The organism is Acinetobacter sp. YH12140 (assembly GCF_013418475.1).
In the GTDB taxonomy this organism is placed as follows: domain Bacteria; phylum Pseudomonadota; class Gammaproteobacteria; order Pseudomonadales; family Moraxellaceae; genus Acinetobacter; species Acinetobacter amyesii.
Window position 1 is genome coordinate 96018 of record NZ_VPBZ01000007.1, and the last position, 15369, is coordinate 111386.

Sequence of the window (15369 nt, forward strand, 5' to 3'; positions counted from 1 at the left end):
AGGATAGTCCTTCTTGTAATATGTATTGGATTATTACAGGTCTAATTTTACAAATTGGACGCAAACTACATTAGAAATATAAAAATTTACGTGCTTTTTAAATTAAAAAAACAATTTTTCAATAGCATTCATTACAAAAACTCTTCCAACACTGAGTTTAAAAAGATATGCCCCTGTTCAGTACAAGACAAACGCGCAGGATCATTCACCATCAATTGACGCTGACGTAATGAAGCCAATAATTCAGAGATTGGCGCTAAACTCTCACCCGTTCTCTGCGTATACAAACTTGCATCTACACCATGATTTAGCCGTAAAGCATTCATCATAAATTCAAAAGGCATATCTTCTGACTCAATGCGTTTAAACTGAAGATTCTCCGCTGGGACTTTGGCTAAATAGTCTTTTGGCAGGCGGGTTTTTTGGAAACGATACACCCCATCAGGCTGGGTCACTTTGCCATGTGCGCCTGCACCAATCGCCAAATAATCGCCAAACTGCCAGTAATTTAAATTATGTGCAGACGGCTTTTCTTTACGCCATGCCGACACTTCATAATTGATAAAGCCTTGTGCTGTTAAATAGGCTTCGCCCTGTGCTTGAATCTCTTCAAGCACATCATCGACAGGCAGAATCGGCTGGGTGCGGAAAAAGACCGTATTCGGCTCAATCGTCAACTGATACCACGACACATGCGTTGCGCCATTTTCCACAGCCAATTTCAAATCCAAAAGCGCTTGCTCAATGGTTTGTTCAGGCAGGCCATGCATCAAATCGACATTCACCCGTTCAAAACCTGCTTCCCGTGCATGCTGAATGGCAGAAATCGCATCATCATTCGAGTGAATCCGCCCCAGTTTTTTCAGCTGCTCAGTATTAAAACTTTGCACCCCAATGGATAAACGATTGATCCCTGCCTCTAAATAACCGGCAAAAGGATCGTGCTCAACCGTACCGGGATTGGCTTCCAAGGTGATTTCACAGTCCGCTTCAAATGGCACTAACGCTTTGAGTTGAGCAAATAACCATTGATAGCCTTTGGATGAAATGAGCGATGGTGTACCCCCACCAATAAATACACTATGAATCAGGCGACCCTGAGCAAAATCGACTTGGGTTTTAAAGTCTTCAACCAACGCCTGTAAATATTCTTGTTCTAAGTCTAAAGACAATTCACCATTCGGCACTGCATGCGAATTAAAGTCACAGTATGGACATTTGCGCACACACCACGGCATGTGAATGTATAAAGATAACGGAACAACTGCAGGATTTAATTCAACCAAGGAAAATGCTCAAAAGGAAAAAAAGAAGTAAGCGCATTTTAACATGACTGCATCAGAGCGCTTATGAAATCTCATCCACAATACAGTAGACTAATAAATTTAAGAAGAATTAGATGATTAGAAGATGAAAATAAGCAGCCATTTATTGTACTTACTGCCGCTCGCGATGGGTGTTGGTATCGCTATGACCATTCAAACAGCGATCAACAGCCAATTGCGTGAATATTTATATTCACCGCTGCAAGCTGCCCTTTTTTCTTTTTTGATTGGTACAATAGTCCTCGCCTTTATGGTGTTTTTTCAATCGGCCGAAAAACCGGACTTTGCAAGTTTTGCTCAAATCCCTTGGTATTTATGGCTGGGGGGATGTTTGGGTGTTTATGCCATCAGTATCAGTATTTATACCGCACCGAAACTGGGTTTTTTATCCCTCTCCGGTCTGATTATTTTTGGACAGATCTTAATGTCGATGGTATTTGACCATTTTGGCTTGCTCGGCACTGAAAAAACCCCGATTAACTGGCAACGCTTATTGGGTGGCGTGGTGATTTTTATTGGTGTGCTTCTCACTTTCCAACGCTAAGACCTCATTCCTAAGCACCTCACAAGAAATGAGTACATTCTGTGTCTACTGTCACGGCTGTAACAAGCAGCAAGTATGAATTAAAACAACTGTTTCATTTAATGATCCCGATATTGATAACACAGTTTGCGCAAGCGGGATTTGGTCTCATTGATACCATCATGGCTGGACACATGTCCGCCAATGACCTTGCAGCCATTGCGGTCGGGGTCGGCTTATGGATACCAGTCATGCTGCTGTTCAGCGGCATTATGATTGCCACCACCCCATTGGTTGCCGAAGCCAATGGTGCTCGGACGCCTGAAAAAATTGCCACCATCGCCCGTCAGTCTTTGTGGGTCGCATTATTTTTAGGGATCATTGCCGCATTAGTCTTACAAGCTATGCCGCTGCTTTTACCGTTATTGGGTGTCCCTGAAGTATTACTTCCGAAGGCGAGCTTATTCTTACACGCCATTAGTTTAGGTATGCCTGCTGTCACCATGTACGCAGCTTTACGTGGTTACTCAGAAGCATTGGGGCATCCACGACCAGTCACTGTGCTGAGTCTACTGGCCTTATTGGTGTTAATTCCACTGAACTTTATTTTTATGTATGGTTTAGGCCCAGTCCCTGAATTAGGTTCTGCAGGATGTGGTTTTGCAACGGCGATTTTGCAATGGTTAATGTTCTTTGCTTTGGCGATGTACGTTTTCAAAGGATCGGCCTATCAAAAAACCCAACCTTTCGCTGCTTTTGAAAAAATGAACAGTGAATGGATCAAACGTATTTTAAAACTTGGCTTTCCGATTGGCTTAGCTATTTTCTTTGAAGTCAGTATTTTTAGTACAGCCGCTATTGTGTTGAGTCCCTTGGGCGAAGTTACCATTGCCGCGCATCAGGTGGCCATTTCGATTACCTCGCAATTGTTTATGATTCCAATGTCACTAGCGATTGCGCTAACCATTCGGGTCGGTACCTATTATGGGGAGAAGAACTGGCTAGCAATGCGAAAAGTCCAGAAAGTCGGTATGTTGACTGGGACGGTATTTGCCCTAATTACCATGCTCTTGCTTTGGCTTTTACGTAATGAAATTGTGTCACTGTATACCAATGACTATGATGTGACTCAGCTTGCGGTGTACTTGGTCTTGTTCGCGATTGCCTATCAGTTGATGGACGCATGGCAAGTCAGTGCCGCAGGGTGTTTACGCGGCATGCAAGACACTAAAGGGCCGATGTGGATCACCATGATCGCGTATTGGATCATTGCCTTCCCTGTCGGCATCTATCTTGCACGCTTTACCACGACTGGTGCTGCAGGCGTTTGGATTGGCCTGATTGTGGGCCTGACTGTCGCCTGTATACTGCTACTTACACGTTTATTTATGATGAATAAACGTTTAGCACATGCGGGATAAGCCCTTAAAAATCATCTAAAAAGTTACTTAAAAAAGACGGCTACGCTATGCAGAAGACTAATGCAAATTAACACGCTGCATAGCAACGCCATAAATAAAAAGCACGAAGAAGAGGAAAATAAACATGTCCCATGTATTTCGCTCGATCAGTCTCTGTCTGAGCTTAGGCTTTTCCATGTCACTACAGGCTGAACAGTCAATCAACCGACATGAATTTCCTTTATATTACGCACCCATCAAAGTTCAATCACAACCCGAATTTGATTACATCAATCAAGCACTTTGGACAGCCTTTCGCTTTTATCATGAACAACAGGCGGACTCATATACCGCACGTTTAAAATTAAGTTGTCAGCAGTCTGGTATGGCGTATACCTATCAGGACTTCATCAAGGCCAATCAAAAGTTTGCCTCTGCGGACGATCAGGATTTTATCGTGACGCAAAACCTCATCACATTGAATGAAAATTTACACCATAACCAATGCAGTAAATATCTCGGTCCACATTTAGAACTGGAAAAAACTGAATCTAGCGAAGCAGCAAAAGCCAACTAATTAAGCGCCTCGATGGCATTTTTTAAACCTTGTGGCACTTGGCTGTCGTCTTCTACGTCTTTCACGATCGCCTGCCCGACGATCACATCTGTCCCATTAAAACTCATGGTTGGTGAGCCATACAATTCATAGCCTTCATTTAAAGCTTTGGTCACACGAGCACAGAAATTGACATCATCTTTACCGGTTAAATAGCGATACACTTTCATCGTTCAGTTCTCTTCTAGCGACGCGATATTTTAAACCATTCAGCGCGTGGCTTAAATTTGCCTGAATTATTTTCAGTATTTACATTTTTGCCCATCATTTTATCAATGGAAATAAAGTCTTAACAATTTAAAGTAGGCAGTTTGTGTTTTGTCGCCTATGATCGGTAATAGATAATAAATGATGATCTTGAGGAACATCACATGGCAAAAACGGCTAGCACACCGGGTCGTCGCTTTATGAAACTTGCCAGTATGACGGCAAGCATTGCTACTAAAACCGTTTCCAATTCCATCCGCAATATCACTGCCGATGAAGAACAGAAAAATGCATCTCGCAGTAAACTTTTTCAGGACATCGGTCTGCAAATTGCAGACACTTTGGGTGAAATGAAAGGTGCGGTGATGAAAGTCGGACAAATTGCCTCGCAGTACAAAGACATTTTTCCACCTGAAGTCGCAAAAGCCATTAGTAAATTACAACGCCAAGCGCCAGCCATGCCTTTTGCTGAAATTAAGGCCCAAGTAGAACAAGAACTCGGCAAGCCCCTCGCGCAGATTTTTAAAAGTTTTGAAGAACAACCTTTTGCCGCTGCATCCATTGGGCAGGTGCATAAAGCCGTGTTACCTAATGGTCAGCAGGTGGTGGTGAAAGTGCAATATCCGGGTGTCGAAGAAGCCTGTGAAAGTGACTTAAAACAAGTTCGCCTTGCACTTCGTTTGATGGGCGTATTGAAAATTGATCGGAAGTTACAAGACAAGCTATTTCGTGAAATTCAGGACAGTTTAGACAACGAATTGAACTATGAAATTGAAGCGCAAAACTTAGATGTAGCCCGTGCTTTTCATAGTGCGCTGGATGACAAAATCATTATTCCACAGGTCTATAAAGATTATTCTTCACGTCATATTTTGACTCTAAGTCTAGAGCTTGGCGACAGTATAGAAACTGCCAGTACGTGGTCACAAGAAACCCGAAATGCCTTGGGAAGACGCTTATTCCGTGCTATAGGCCGTGAAATTTTCTTCCTTAAACGTTTCCACTGTGACCCGCATCCGGGCAACTTCGCCTTTCGTGAAGATGGTTCAGTCATCGTATATGACTACGGCGGTGTGAAAACCCTATCTCCTGAAATCGTGTCGCACTTTAAGCAATTGATCAATGCTGCACGCAAGCACGATATTCCACTGATGGAACAGCAACTCGATGCCCTACATTCCCTCAATGAACTCGGTAAATTCCCTACAGAGTTGTATGAGCAATGGCTTGAAGTACTGATGCGTCCGCTGACCACACAATACGACTTTGCTGAAAACTCAGCACACCATGACGGGGTAGAATTAATTAAGCCTTCTCTTAAATACTGGGATGTGTTTAAACCATCACCGGATACCCTGATGGTGAACCGGACTGTTTCAGGACATTATTGGAATTTGATTCATTTGAAAGTGAATGACAATCTCAATGATCTCTTTGATGAGTTGGTCCCACCTAGCGCTTAAGAGAACATGAAGCGCTGATTGCCTGATAAATTTCGGGCAATATTTGCATTTTTAATTGTTATGTTATAACATTTTTTTAATCAATAAATTTAAGGAACAGAAGAATGCGTGCCAACATCCATCCCGAATACCGTGAAGTGCTCTTTCATGACACCAATGCCAATGCCTTTTTTGTGATTGGCAGTACTTTAAGTACTAATCAAACCAAAGAGTTTGAGGGCAAAACTTATCCATATGTGACGCTCGATATTTCAAGTGCATCACACCCTTTTTATACAGGTGAACAACGTCAAGTGAATAATGAAGGACGTATTGCGAACTTTAATAAACGCTTTGCGCGTTTCAAACGCTCACAATAAGTTCTGTTTCGATTAAGTTTTTTCTTTTAAAATTAAAACATTAAAGAAGTTCAGGGTTCCCCTCCTCCAGCCTGAACTTCTTTTTTTATGTCTAAAATTTTGTGGATTTCAAGCGTTGTTTTAAACATCTATTTTTAAAATCGACTGAAATAAGTAATATCCCAGCCCCAATACGATGATACCAATCACCACACTGGAAATGGCATAACTAAATGCCAGCCCACTTTGCCCTTGTCTGAGCAGTTGAAAGGTTTCTAAGCCGAAACTGGAAAATGTGGTAAAGCCACCTAAGATCCCGACCATAAGCAATAAGCGTGCTTCATTTTGTAGAACGGGATATTTTTGGCTAAATGCAAACAACACACCTGCACAAAAGCAACCTAAAATATTCACCCACCATGTAGCCCATGGAAAGAGTACTGTTGGCTTGGCCAATAACAGTCCTGCTGCATAGCGAAGTGTTGCTCCAATTGCGCCGCCACATGCGACCAAAAGCCAGTTCATAGTTGTCCTACTTCAACATCATTGGTATCTACAATTTAGGCAACAGACTGCCTAAGGTCGCCCTTCAATATACACGCATTTAATTTACGCAAATAGTGTTAAATGTTTTGGCCAAAGCTTGCTATAGTCTGCAACACTTTGCGGTATTTTTTATTGAAAGAGGACATTATGGCTCAGGAATTATTAGATCAACTTCAAGCAGGGACTGCGAAATTTTCAGATGTGATTGCATTTATTGAAGCGCGTTATAACCACACACCAACTGCTTTTACCAATGGCAAACAAGCCAATGCAGCGACTGAAAACCAAGGTAGTGCCAAAGTATTTTCTTTTGCTCAATTGAATGGTCTAAACCAAGCTGAAACCTTAAGTCTTTTTGCTGAACATTATGCTGCTGTATTGGCAACACCAGACGCAACTGACCACCAAAACATTCGCCAATTTATGCAAAATGGTTGGGAAGGTATTCAATTTGACGGTCAAGCGCTCAGCGCGAAATAATGCATACGTGGACGTTCTAAATCAGTTCGTCTGCCATAAAAAAGCCAGTATAAATACTGGCTTTTTTATCTTTTCATCAGTGGTTCAAATCAAGACACTCGTACTCTACAAGTCCATTCAGCCATCGCGGTTTTTTCCCAAGCCCTTGCATGCTTCAAATGTAGTAATTCTTCACCCGCAGTCGTTGCGGTAAAACGATAAGTTTTTTGACCGCCTGCGCCTAGTACTGGTGTCGTATCCGCAGCAGCTTGTTGTTGAGCTGACTGAAACACTTCTTCAACTTTAAAAAGTTTCGGTTGCTCAGCCAAAGACCATACATAACCAGTACTTGGATTTTCGTTTAACAGCACTTCCAAAGTCTGTCCACGATCCATCTCAAGCAAGGTCGGACAACTTTGCTGTTCAGTAAATACATGGGTTTTCCCATCTACAGTTGAACTCATACTGGTACATCCAGCAAGCGCCAAACCACTCGCCATCATTAGACTCAAAATAAACTTTTTCTTTATCGTCATTTTCATCATCAAATTATTTTACCTTGAATCTAATGCACACCGAATTCAATACAATCTCGATGTAATCGAAGTTTAGCCTTTGACTTTTTCAATCCACTGAATCGAACTTACACGAAAAACTTCACAAGCCCCATCACCCGTATCTGTTGGGGTCAAAGATGAAGTCCAAACCAAATCTTTGTCTTTCACCTCAACCAAATCCCCTTTTAAACGCACAAGATCGCCACGTTTTACTTGAGTAATTTGTTTAGCAATTTGCGGGTTTGCAGGAATGATGTGCATATTCGACACCATCATCATGGCTTGCTTTTGCGGTACAGGAACACGATCCATTTTCCAGTTTAAGAAACGGTCATATTGATTGACTGAAATCGTACGAGCAATTTCTGGCTCTGCAAATAAGCCCCAACTGACTGCATAATCAATCGGAGAAAATTTTGCTTGTTCATCTGTTTGATAGGTTTTAGAACCTAAAATTCGGAAATCACCTTTAAATTCTTTCAAAGTGGAAATCGACTGACCTTTGGCAGCAGGTGCTAAGCCTTTGGCAATATTATAATCTGAAGACGCTTGGACACCGACATTCAATAAAAAGCCTGCAAGCACAGTACTTAATGCAATTCGCTTGATCATCGCGTTATCCTCTTACCCTGTAATACTTCACATTACTCAATTTTAATTCTGCAATTGAGCCAACTTCATCTATTCATAATGCCCCAACCTGAACATGAGCTTAAAATCGCGTAGGTTGAGCCTGATGAATGTCGTTTTCACTAGTTGTAACTCTATATTACGCACACAGTCTGCATAAACCTTATGAACTTGGTAACAAAATGCTGTTATTCAGTCAATTGGCCCATATTCACGCCCTACCACATGATTTAAAATTAAAAAGACATGAATTACACTTTAAAAAAACCTACAACAATGCCCGCTATGATTTATAAATTTTATCAACAACACATTTTTCCGCATCTTTTAAATCAAGTCATGCAAGTACCAAGCTTGATGGATAAACGACGCGAACTCCTGTTAGCCGTATCTGGTGAGGTGCTCGAAATTGGCTTTGGTACAGGTTTGAATTTAGCGTTTTATCAAAATGTCGATACGGTTTTTGCCCTAGAACCCAATCCTGATATTTTTCATTTAGCTGCTGAACGTGTACATGCAGCGCCCTTTGAGGTACAGCATATTTTAGCCGGTGCTGAAAAATTACCCTTTGCAGATGAAAGTCTAGATCATGTCGTGAGTACATGGACCTTATGCAGCATTGCCGATATTGAAACTGCGCTTGAAGAAATCTACCGTATCCTTAAACCAACAGGAACATTTCATTTGGTTGAGCATGTACAACACAATGAAAATGGGAAAATTAAGCAGTTACAACACTTATTGACGCCCATTCAAAAGAAAGTCGCGGATGGCTGTCATCTGGATCGTAATATGCAAAAGTTGCTTGAAGATGCCCAGTTTGAATGTTTTGAAACGCAGTATTTTGATGCTCAAGGCATTCCAAAAATTGGACAGCGCATGTTGCTCGCCCGCGCACGGAAGTTGAGTTAAAGCTTCCAAGGCCATGTTTAAGCACAATCAAATCTAGATAAAAATACCTAGTCTTTGATTAATCGAATGGCATTAATTTTTAGGATATGACAGGGCTTTTTATTCAACACATTATAGGTGTTATACGACTTCCCTGTTTTGATGGAATGTACATCCACCCATGCACCCAAAATCTCCACACGATCCCCTGATTTTAAACGACGAATACGATTTGCAACGTCTTCGGATTGAGCAATCACACTGACATTTTGCAATTCAGACTTGAGCTGTTCAACTTGTGTCGAGGGTACATTTTTCGCTTGTACGTTAAAACAGCGGTTCTGCTGCGACCATTCAAGATGATATTTTAAAGACTGGAAATCATTTGCGCCTGAACCCAGTAGCAAATCAATATTGCTGACATAGGCCAAGTCTTGAAAGCCACCCACCACGGTCGGTGCGGCCGGATGTAATGTACGACTACTCGCACTGTAGTAGCGTTTATCCAACAGCAAATATTCACCGGAAAATGCCTGAGTCGGTGTGACCTGAAAATTTTTCAGCACACCAGTTTGCTCTAAATGTGGAATGGCACGAAAATATTCAGACCATATCCACAGCATGAGCGCAAAAACGGCTGCAGTCGCTAAGAGTTTTTCCATGTGGATATTCTGTCCTTATTACTTTTCGACGGTTCTGAGGCTGAGTCACGCGAGCTTAAATATGCTCAAAATCAATTCGGATGGTTTCAAAACGTACTCGCCCTTCGGCAATGGCTTGAGCAATCGCTTGTTGCCCTTTGGTCAAACGTGCGCCACCACTTTTAATATCAATCAGCACCACTTCGATGTCTTCAGCGAGTCCATCACCATCACGAAAGTCGGTATAGCCATCAAAAACCACATAATCGATCGGGTCACCGAGAAACTTTGCATCGCTAGGTAAATACTGAAATTCAGGCATGATCGGCGCCATTTGTTCGGCCATTTTGCCTTTTAAAACAGCACGACTGGTATTTACACTGCGTTTTTGTGCATGGGCCAAGGCCTGCTGATGTTCCAATTCTAGTTCTGCAATATATTGCTCGTATTCTGCCTTAATCCTTCCATTGCGACTGCCACTTAATATTAAGGTGGTCAGTACAATCCCAATACACGCGCCAATGAGCATGGCCATCCAGACAGACATTTAAAATTCCTAATCTTTTTAATATATTACAGCGAAACCTATAGAAAAAACTTAGACTTTGGTTCTTTGTCATATTCCCCGCATTAAACAATGATATGCTAGGGATGAGCAGAATAAAATCTATTTAGGTCGATGAAAACGATATTAATTGCCAATCAAAAAGGTGGTTGTGGCAAAACCATCACAGCAATCAGTTTAGCCTCTGCACTTGCGCAAAAAGGTTATAAAGTGGCCTTGGCAGATGCTGACAATCAAAAGTCTGCACGTCAATGGCTCAAACAGCGCCCAGAGACTGCAGCCCCAATTCAGAGCCTAGATTGGCGTCATGAAAAGTCGATTGGTGATGTGCCGAAAGGGATTGAATATCTAATTATCGATGCACCGGGTGCGTTATCGGGTGAACATGCAGATCAGTTGGTGAGTGAAGCTCACGCCATCATTACCCCGCTACAACCATCTTTCTTCGACATCGACTCGACCCGTCGTTTTTTAAAGCATTTGCAAGAAATTAAGCGGATTCGTAAAGGTAAAGTCCAAATCCTATTGTTGGCCAATCGTGTAAAACCCAATTCTGCTCATTCCAAAGAAATTCAAGATTTTTTCAATAAAGTTGAACAACAGCCCGTTGCTTGGATTTCTGAACGTACCGCTTATGGTCAACTTGCCATGCAAGGTCTTTCGGTTTTTGATAAAACGCAAAAATTGTACCTCGGCATGCAGCAACAATGGCAACCTGTGCTCAATGCCATTATTGAAGACGAAGCCGAGTGGTTTTAACCCATCATTCCACATTTTGTTGATATAAAGGCCAATCTTGCAAGGATCTAGCCTGCAAGATATTCACCATAAGTTAACAAGCTCTCGTTTTCGGGAGCTTTTTTTTCGGTTAAGATTGAACACAACATGATGAAAAAATCAGAGCACGCATTGCCAACGTTCGCACCTACATTACAAAAAGTCTTATTGTTCGGATTATTTTTTATCCTGATTTTTTTGAGCTTTAGCGTACTCAAATACTTTATTGTGCCCGTTGTTTGGGCAGCGATTATTGCTTATATGACTTGGCCGCTGTATCAATCGGTGCATCGTTTTTGTGGCAATCGTGCAAATCTAAGTGCGGCGCTGATGATCTTACTGGTGGTGCTCGTGGTGGGTCTGCCGGTGATTTTTGCGATCTTCTTGCTACAACATGAAGGCCGTAACTTGTATTTTGAATTACAAAAGCAAGTTTTCTCTGGTCATGTCAATGTGCCTGATTTTATTCGCCAACTACCGTTTATTGGTAAAGAAGTCAGTCGTACCCTGCATGAACTGAACAATGACCCAAACAGTATTATTCAATCGGTACAAATTTGGATTCAGGGGCATTTGAACTACGGTAAAGTTTTGGTCGGCGAAGTCAGTAAAAATATCTTTAAGCTGTGTTTTGCCGTGATGTCTTTATTTTTCTTTTATCGTGATGGTCAAACCATTTTAAGTCAGGTCAGTAAAGCCCTTGAAATGGTGATCGGGCCACGTATTCATCATTATCTTGCCACCATCTCGGATACCACACGTGCCGTAGTGTATGGCATCGGTCTCACCGCCATTGCCCAAGCTTTACTTGCCGGTGTGAGCTATTTTGTCGCCGATGTCCCTAACCCAATGTTATTAACCATCATTACCTTCATGTTGGCACTGATTCCGTTTGGCCCACCAATTTCATATACCGCTGTGTCGTTGTGGTTATTTTCACAAGGTCAAACCATTGAAGCCATTGGCGTCATGGCTTGGGGTGTTTGTGTGGTGAGTACGGCCGATAACGTGATTCGTCCTTTAGTGATTTCAGGGGCAACGCAGATTCCATTCTTATTAATCATGTTTGGTGTTTTGGGTGGGATCGCCAGTTTCGGTCTTGTCGGTTTATTTATCGGCCCAGTGATTTTGGCAGTATTGTTAGCCATTTGGCGTGAATGGTTGCATGAAACCCAAATTGAACCCGTCATGATGCCCAAAGCAACGTTGGCACATAACTTAGACAATATAGATGATAAGCCTGAACAACCTTAATTCAGGCTTGAATTCATTAAACAAATATTACAATCAAATACTTAAATTATCTGTCATCCTGTATCCGCATCTGTTTCAATGGTTGAAACTCGATAAAAACAGACAGGATGCCAAACATGTTTTCACTATTTAAATTCGGTGCGCTTGCTGCGGTCAGTGCCCTGATGTTTACAGGCTGTGCGAGTACCTCGACTTCAACAGGTCTGAATGCAAAAACCGTGACGGTCAATGCCGTGACTGCTCAAGGTATTGGTCAAAGCATCGGTCAAATTAACTTGGTTGATAGCCCTGCTGGCTTGGTTATTCATACCAATTTAACCCAGCTTCCTCCGGGTCCACACGGTTTCCATATTCATGAAAAAGGCTCTTGTGCCCCAGCTGAAAAAGATGGAAAAGCGGGTGCTGCTCTTGCTGCAGGTGGTCACTTTAACCCTAAAGCTGCACCTAACCACGGTACGCCGCTAACAGGTCACTTGGGTGACTTACCGATCCTTCAAGTTCAAACCGATGGCACAGCAAAAGTGAATTTAATTGCACCACGTTTGAAATTGGCGGATGTACAAGGCTTAGCCATCATGATCCATGCTGGTGGTGATAATTACTCTGACGACCCTAAACCTCTAGGCGGTGGCGGTGACCGTATTGCCTGTGGTGTGATTCAATAATCGACCTTATGCATAGATTTGAACAAGCGGACTTTAAGTCCGCTTTTCTATTGAATAAAAATTGACAGTTCACAGAAAAAAGCTCAGTCTAATTTACAAAATCATTCGAATACTTCATAACTCTGTGAACACGCGACTCTCTTGGTTTCAACAGTTTCAATCCAGTGCAATCATTATGTATTGCCTGCAAATTTGTATTGTTTTGAGTGGCACCACGCTCGGATTATATTTTCTCGGTTTTCATAGTGTTATTGTGCCCGTCACCTTAGGTGCGATTGCCACCGCGCTCACGGACTTTGACGACCGACTCAGCATCCGACTGCGTAATTTGCTCTATGTCTGCGTACTCTTCTTTAGTGTCAGTAGTATTTTAGATTTTCTCTATCCCTATAAGCTGCTGTTTATCTTATATCTTTCACTGTCCAGTGCAGGATTTATTTTATTAGGAGCTTTGGGGCAACGCTATGCCACGATATCTTTTGGCACGATTTTACTATCGATTTATACCATGTTCGGCTTGGGCGAATATGACACCTGGTATTTTCAACCCAGCTGCTTTGTTCTAGGGGCCTTATGGTATGGCCTGACCTCAATTCTCTTTTACTTGATTAAACCCACCCTCCCCGTACAGGACAATCTCTCGCGTTGTTTTTTACAAATCGCCGAAGTACTGAATGCAAAAGCACGCTTATTTGACCCAGATAATGTCAACAATGTGGAACACTTACTATATGAATTATCACTCAAAAACAGTGATGTCATCCCGAGTTTAAACACGACCAAAGCTTCTTTACTCACCCGTTTAAAAGCCTCAAGAGCAAATAAAAACACCATCTACTGGCTGAATTTATATTTCTTGGCACAAGATATTCACGAACAGGCCAGTGCGAATTATTTACACTACGAACAAATTCATCAAAATTTTAGCCGTACCGATTTAATTTTTCGTTTTCAAAAAAATATTCGATTACAAGCGCAGGCTTGCCAACAGTTGGCCTACTGTATTTTGCATCGGCAGCCCTATCAGCCTGATCCCATTACTGCGCAAGCACTGGCACATTTGCATGCCTCTTTGCAGGAGTGGATGGCCAATAATCCGCAAAATATAGAAGTGAAAAATCTACAGCTGATCTTGAGTAATTTGGACAGTGTGCAAGAACGCTTTTCGCATGTGCAGGATTTAGATCATTCACAGCAACAGGCCTATCAGCAGCATATCGACAACCTCAATTTACTCGACGACGACATTCATGGCTGGCATGATTTATGGCTCAAACTGAAACAGCATTTGAGTCCCGAATCTGCCTTATTTCGCCATGCTGTTCGCATCGCTTTTGTCTTTGCTATGGGCTATGCCATTTCGCTACTGCCCTTTGCAAAAAATGGCTACTGGATATTATTGACCAGTTTATTTGTCTGTCAGATGCGCTATTTTGCGACCAAAAGTCGTTTAAAAATGCGGACTTTGGGAACCATATTAGGGGTCTTACTTGGCATTCCTATTTTGTATTTTGTGCCGAGTGTCGAAGGTCAATTGCTACTGACAATTATTTTTGGCGTATGCTTTTTCTATCTGAGTGCCAAAAAATATGCCATGGCGACCCTCATGGCAACCTTAATGGTCTTGCTGATTTTTAATTTAAAAGGCGCAGGTTATGCGGTTATTTTACCGCGTATCGTTGATACCTTACTCGGCTGTTTTATTGCATGGTTCGCAGTCAATGTCATCTGGCCAGATTGGGACTTTCGCAATATTTCCAAGACCATTCAAAAAAGCTCTGCTGCGACCCTGCATTATTTTGATGCCGTAGTTGAGCAATATCTCCATGGGAAAACCAATAGCATTGCTTATCGGCGTGCCCGTCGTTCAGCCCATAATGCTCAGACTGAACTATCGAGCATGATTTCAAGTTTAAGTACGGAACCTGATCCTGACCAGAACCTAATACAACACGCCTTTCGCTATTTGGTGTATAGCCATAGTCAGCTCAGTTATATTTCGGCACTGGGGAGCCACCGTGAACAAGTACAAGACCAACAAGTCCTTGAACTGCTGCAATGGTGTCAAAGCACCCTAGACGACGTCTTAATTCAGCAAAAACCGCTCAACCCTGAGAAAATTCAGCAAAAACTTTTCGAAATTCAAACACTCAGCACTGAAGAAATGCGGTCTAATCACCTACAACTGGTGCTCAAGCAAATCAGTTTATTACTTGAAACCTTGCCTGAGTTAATTCAACTCAGAACACAATTAATTCGTGCTGAAATTAAATAGAACGTTGTAATGAATAGACCTATATTTTTAATAGGCCGAATAGACAGAATAATGATGTCCTTTATAAACTATAATTTTAAAAATGCATGCATTTCTGTAGCTTTGGCTTCTACTGCTCTTGTCGCTACAAATGCAGTAGCTGCACCGACCGCAAGTGAATTAAAACAAGTCTTAGAATGTCAGTGTGACTATGATCATTACCATCAGGCGCTTTCGCACTACGAAAAAGATTTACCA

General features: G+C 42.0%; 19 protein-coding genes. 12 read left to right on the forward strand and 7 right to left on the reverse strand.

Going from position 1 to position 15369, the window contains the following annotated elements:
- Window positions 1–131 precede the first annotated feature (131 nt).
- A complete protein-coding gene (hemW, locus tag FTU75_RS11460; protein WP_180115996.1) occupies window positions 132–1286 on the reverse strand; it encodes a radical SAM family heme chaperone HemW in 1155 nt (384 codons plus the stop codon).
- Between the two features lie 124 nt (window positions 1287–1410).
- On the opposite strand from hemW, the gene FTU75_RS11465 reads away from it, so the two are divergent.
- The 3 genes from FTU75_RS11465 to FTU75_RS11475 all read left to right on the forward strand — a co-directional run bounded on the left by FTU75_RS11465 (window position 1411) and on the right by FTU75_RS11475 (window position 3825).
- Window positions 1411–1869, forward strand: coding sequence for a DMT family transporter (locus FTU75_RS11465; protein ID WP_180084595.1), 459 nt, complete (start codon window positions 1411–1413; stop codon window positions 1867–1869).
- Window positions 1870–1910: 41 nt separating this feature from the next.
- A complete protein-coding gene (locus FTU75_RS11470; RefSeq protein ID WP_373685866.1) occupies window positions 1911–3269 on the forward strand; it encodes an MATE family efflux transporter in 1359 nt (452 codons plus the stop codon).
- Window positions 3270–3393: 124 nt separating this feature from the next.
- A complete protein-coding gene (locus FTU75_RS11475; protein WP_180093035.1) occupies window positions 3394–3825 on the forward strand; it encodes a hypothetical protein in 432 nt (143 codons plus the stop codon).
- Here the strand turns inward: FTU75_RS11475 and FTU75_RS11480 are convergent.
- A complete protein-coding gene (locus FTU75_RS11480) occupies window positions 3822–4034 on the reverse strand; it encodes a DUF1737 domain-containing protein (protein ID WP_078189319.1) in 213 nt (70 codons plus the stop codon). The two genes, FTU75_RS11475 and FTU75_RS11480, sit on opposite strands and share 4 nt — an antisense overlap.
- 201 nt (window positions 4035–4235) lie before the next feature.
- Between FTU75_RS11480 and FTU75_RS11485 the strand changes: the two genes are divergently transcribed.
- Together FTU75_RS11485 and FTU75_RS11490 are read left to right on the forward strand one after the other, a co-directional pair.
- The gene (locus FTU75_RS11485) at window positions 4236–5534 is read left to right on the forward strand and encodes an AarF/ABC1/UbiB kinase family protein (protein ID WP_078192488.1); all 1299 of its coding nucleotides are present in this window, start codon (window positions 4236–4238) and stop codon (window positions 5532–5534) included.
- Between the two features lie 104 nt (window positions 5535–5638).
- Window positions 5639–5893 carry a type B 50S ribosomal protein L31 gene (locus FTU75_RS11490; RefSeq protein WP_078189321.1) on the forward strand — a complete coding sequence of 85 codons (255 nt, stop codon included), beginning with the start codon at window positions 5639–5641 and terminating at the stop codon, window positions 5891–5893.
- A gap of 120 nt (window positions 5894–6013) precedes the next feature.
- On the opposite strand, the gene crcB is transcribed toward FTU75_RS11490, so the two are convergent.
- Window positions 6014–6397, reverse strand: a complete 384-nt coding sequence (crcB, locus tag FTU75_RS11495) for a fluoride efflux transporter CrcB (RefSeq protein WP_180115997.1) — start codon at window positions 6395–6397, stop codon at window positions 6014–6016.
- Between the two features lie 168 nt (window positions 6398–6565).
- Here crcB and FTU75_RS11500 point away from each other — a divergent pair, with 168 nt between their 5' ends.
- Window positions 6566–6898, forward strand: a complete 333-nt coding sequence (locus tag FTU75_RS11500; protein ID WP_078192490.1) for a HopJ type III effector protein — start codon at window positions 6566–6568, stop codon at window positions 6896–6898.
- 89 nt (window positions 6899–6987) lie between these two features.
- Here FTU75_RS11500 and FTU75_RS11505 read toward each other — a convergent pair whose 3' ends face one another.
- Together FTU75_RS11505 and FTU75_RS11510 are read right to left on the reverse strand one after the other, a co-directional pair.
- On the reverse strand, window positions 6988–7413 hold the full coding sequence (locus FTU75_RS11505; protein ID WP_180115998.1) for a protease inhibitor I42 family protein: 426 nt from the start codon (window positions 7411–7413) through the stop codon (window positions 6988–6990).
- Window positions 7414–7485: 72 nt separating this feature from the next.
- The gene (locus tag FTU75_RS11510; RefSeq protein WP_078189325.1) at window positions 7486–8046 is read right to left on the reverse strand and encodes a hypothetical protein; all 561 of its coding nucleotides are present in this window, start codon (window positions 8044–8046) and stop codon (window positions 7486–7488) included.
- A 128-nt stretch (window positions 8047–8174) separates the two neighbouring features.
- Between FTU75_RS11510 and FTU75_RS11515 the strand changes: the two genes are divergently transcribed.
- Together FTU75_RS11515 and FTU75_RS11520 are read left to right on the forward strand one after the other, a co-directional pair.
- Entirely contained in the window at window positions 8175–8360 is a 186-nt protein-coding gene (locus tag FTU75_RS11515) for a hypothetical protein (protein ID WP_180115999.1), read from the forward strand.
- On the forward strand, window positions 8350–8976 hold the full coding sequence (locus FTU75_RS11520; RefSeq protein ID WP_180116000.1) for a class I SAM-dependent methyltransferase: 627 nt from the start codon (window positions 8350–8352) through the stop codon (window positions 8974–8976). The genes FTU75_RS11515 and FTU75_RS11520 overlap by 11 nt, the downstream gene beginning before the upstream one ends.
- Window positions 8977–9023: 47 nt before the next feature.
- On the opposite strand, the gene FTU75_RS11525 is transcribed toward FTU75_RS11520, so the two are convergent.
- Window positions 9024–9617: a hypothetical protein gene (locus tag FTU75_RS11525; protein ID WP_180116001.1), complete on the reverse strand. Its 594-nt coding sequence runs from the start codon at window positions 9615–9617 to the stop codon at window positions 9024–9026.
- Between the two features lie 55 nt (window positions 9618–9672).
- Window positions 9673–10143 (reverse strand): Holliday junction resolvase-like protein, encoded by a 471-nt coding sequence (locus tag FTU75_RS11530; protein WP_078192492.1) that lies wholly within the window; start codon window positions 10141–10143, stop codon window positions 9673–9675.
- 132 nt (window positions 10144–10275) lie between these two features.
- Here FTU75_RS11530 and FTU75_RS11535 point away from each other — a divergent pair, with 132 nt between their 5' ends.
- The 4 genes from FTU75_RS11535 to yccS all read left to right on the forward strand — a co-directional run bounded on the left by FTU75_RS11535 (window position 10276) and on the right by yccS (window position 15132).
- Window positions 10276–10920, forward strand: coding sequence for a ParA family protein (locus FTU75_RS11535; RefSeq protein WP_078192493.1), 645 nt, complete (start codon window positions 10276–10278; stop codon window positions 10918–10920).
- Window positions 10921–11070: 150 nt separating this feature from the next.
- Window positions 11071–12192, forward strand: a complete 1122-nt coding sequence (locus tag FTU75_RS11540; RefSeq protein ID WP_180116083.1) for an AI-2E family transporter — start codon at window positions 11071–11073, stop codon at window positions 12190–12192.
- 116 nt (window positions 12193–12308) lie between these two features.
- Entirely contained in the window at window positions 12309–12857 is a 549-nt protein-coding gene (gene sodC / locus FTU75_RS11545; RefSeq protein WP_180116002.1) for a superoxide dismutase family protein, read from the forward strand.
- A gap of 124 nt (window positions 12858–12981) precedes the next feature.
- A complete protein-coding gene (gene yccS, locus FTU75_RS11550) occupies window positions 12982–15132 on the forward strand; it encodes a YccS family putative transporter (RefSeq protein WP_373685867.1) in 2151 nt (716 codons plus the stop codon).
- The last annotated feature ends 237 nt before the right edge of the window (window positions 15133–15369 follow it).

What these genes read in the sequence shown, in the direction of transcription:
- FTU75_RS11465 (WP_180084595.1), top strand. Translation starts at nt 1,411, where the DNA reads ATGAAAATAAGCAGCCATTTATTGTACTTACTGCCGCTCGCGATGGGT.
- FTU75_RS11475 (WP_180093035.1), top strand. Translation starts at nt 3,394, where the DNA reads ATGTCCCATGTATTTCGCTCGATCAGTCTCTGTCTGAGCTTAGGCTTT.
- FTU75_RS11480 (WP_078189319.1), bottom strand. Translation starts at nt 4,034, where the DNA reads ATGAAAGTGTATCGCTATTTAACCGGTAAAGATGATGTCAATTTCTGT.
- FTU75_RS11485 (WP_078192488.1), top strand. Translation starts at nt 4,236, where the DNA reads ATGGCAAAAACGGCTAGCACACCGGGTCGTCGCTTTATGAAACTTGCC.
- FTU75_RS11490 (WP_078189321.1), top strand. Translation starts at nt 5,639, where the DNA reads ATGCGTGCCAACATCCATCCCGAATACCGTGAAGTGCTCTTTCATGAC.
- crcB (WP_180115997.1), bottom strand. Translation starts at nt 6,397, where the DNA reads ATGAACTGGCTTTTGGTCGCATGTGGCGGCGCAATTGGAGCAACACTT.
- FTU75_RS11500 (WP_078192490.1), top strand. Translation starts at nt 6,566, where the DNA reads ATGGCTCAGGAATTATTAGATCAACTTCAAGCAGGGACTGCGAAATTT.
- FTU75_RS11505 (WP_180115998.1), bottom strand. Translation starts at nt 7,413, where the DNA reads ATGACGATAAAGAAAAAGTTTATTTTGAGTCTAATGATGGCGAGTGGT.
- FTU75_RS11510 (WP_078189325.1), bottom strand. Translation starts at nt 8,046, where the DNA reads ATGATCAAGCGAATTGCATTAAGTACTGTGCTTGCAGGCTTTTTATTG.
- FTU75_RS11515 (WP_180115999.1), top strand. Translation starts at nt 8,175, where the DNA reads ATGTCGTTTTCACTAGTTGTAACTCTATATTACGCACACAGTCTGCAT.
- FTU75_RS11520 (WP_180116000.1), top strand. Translation starts at nt 8,350, where the DNA reads ATGATTTATAAATTTTATCAACAACACATTTTTCCGCATCTTTTAAAT.
- FTU75_RS11525 (WP_180116001.1), bottom strand. Translation starts at nt 9,617, where the DNA reads ATGGAAAAACTCTTAGCGACTGCAGCCGTTTTTGCGCTCATGCTGTGG.
- FTU75_RS11530 (WP_078192492.1), bottom strand. Translation starts at nt 10,143, where the DNA reads ATGTCTGTCTGGATGGCCATGCTCATTGGCGCGTGTATTGGGATTGTA.
- FTU75_RS11535 (WP_078192493.1), top strand. Translation starts at nt 10,276, where the DNA reads ATGAAAACGATATTAATTGCCAATCAAAAAGGTGGTTGTGGCAAAACC.
- sodC (WP_180116002.1), top strand. Translation starts at nt 12,309, where the DNA reads ATGTTTTCACTATTTAAATTCGGTGCGCTTGCTGCGGTCAGTGCCCTG.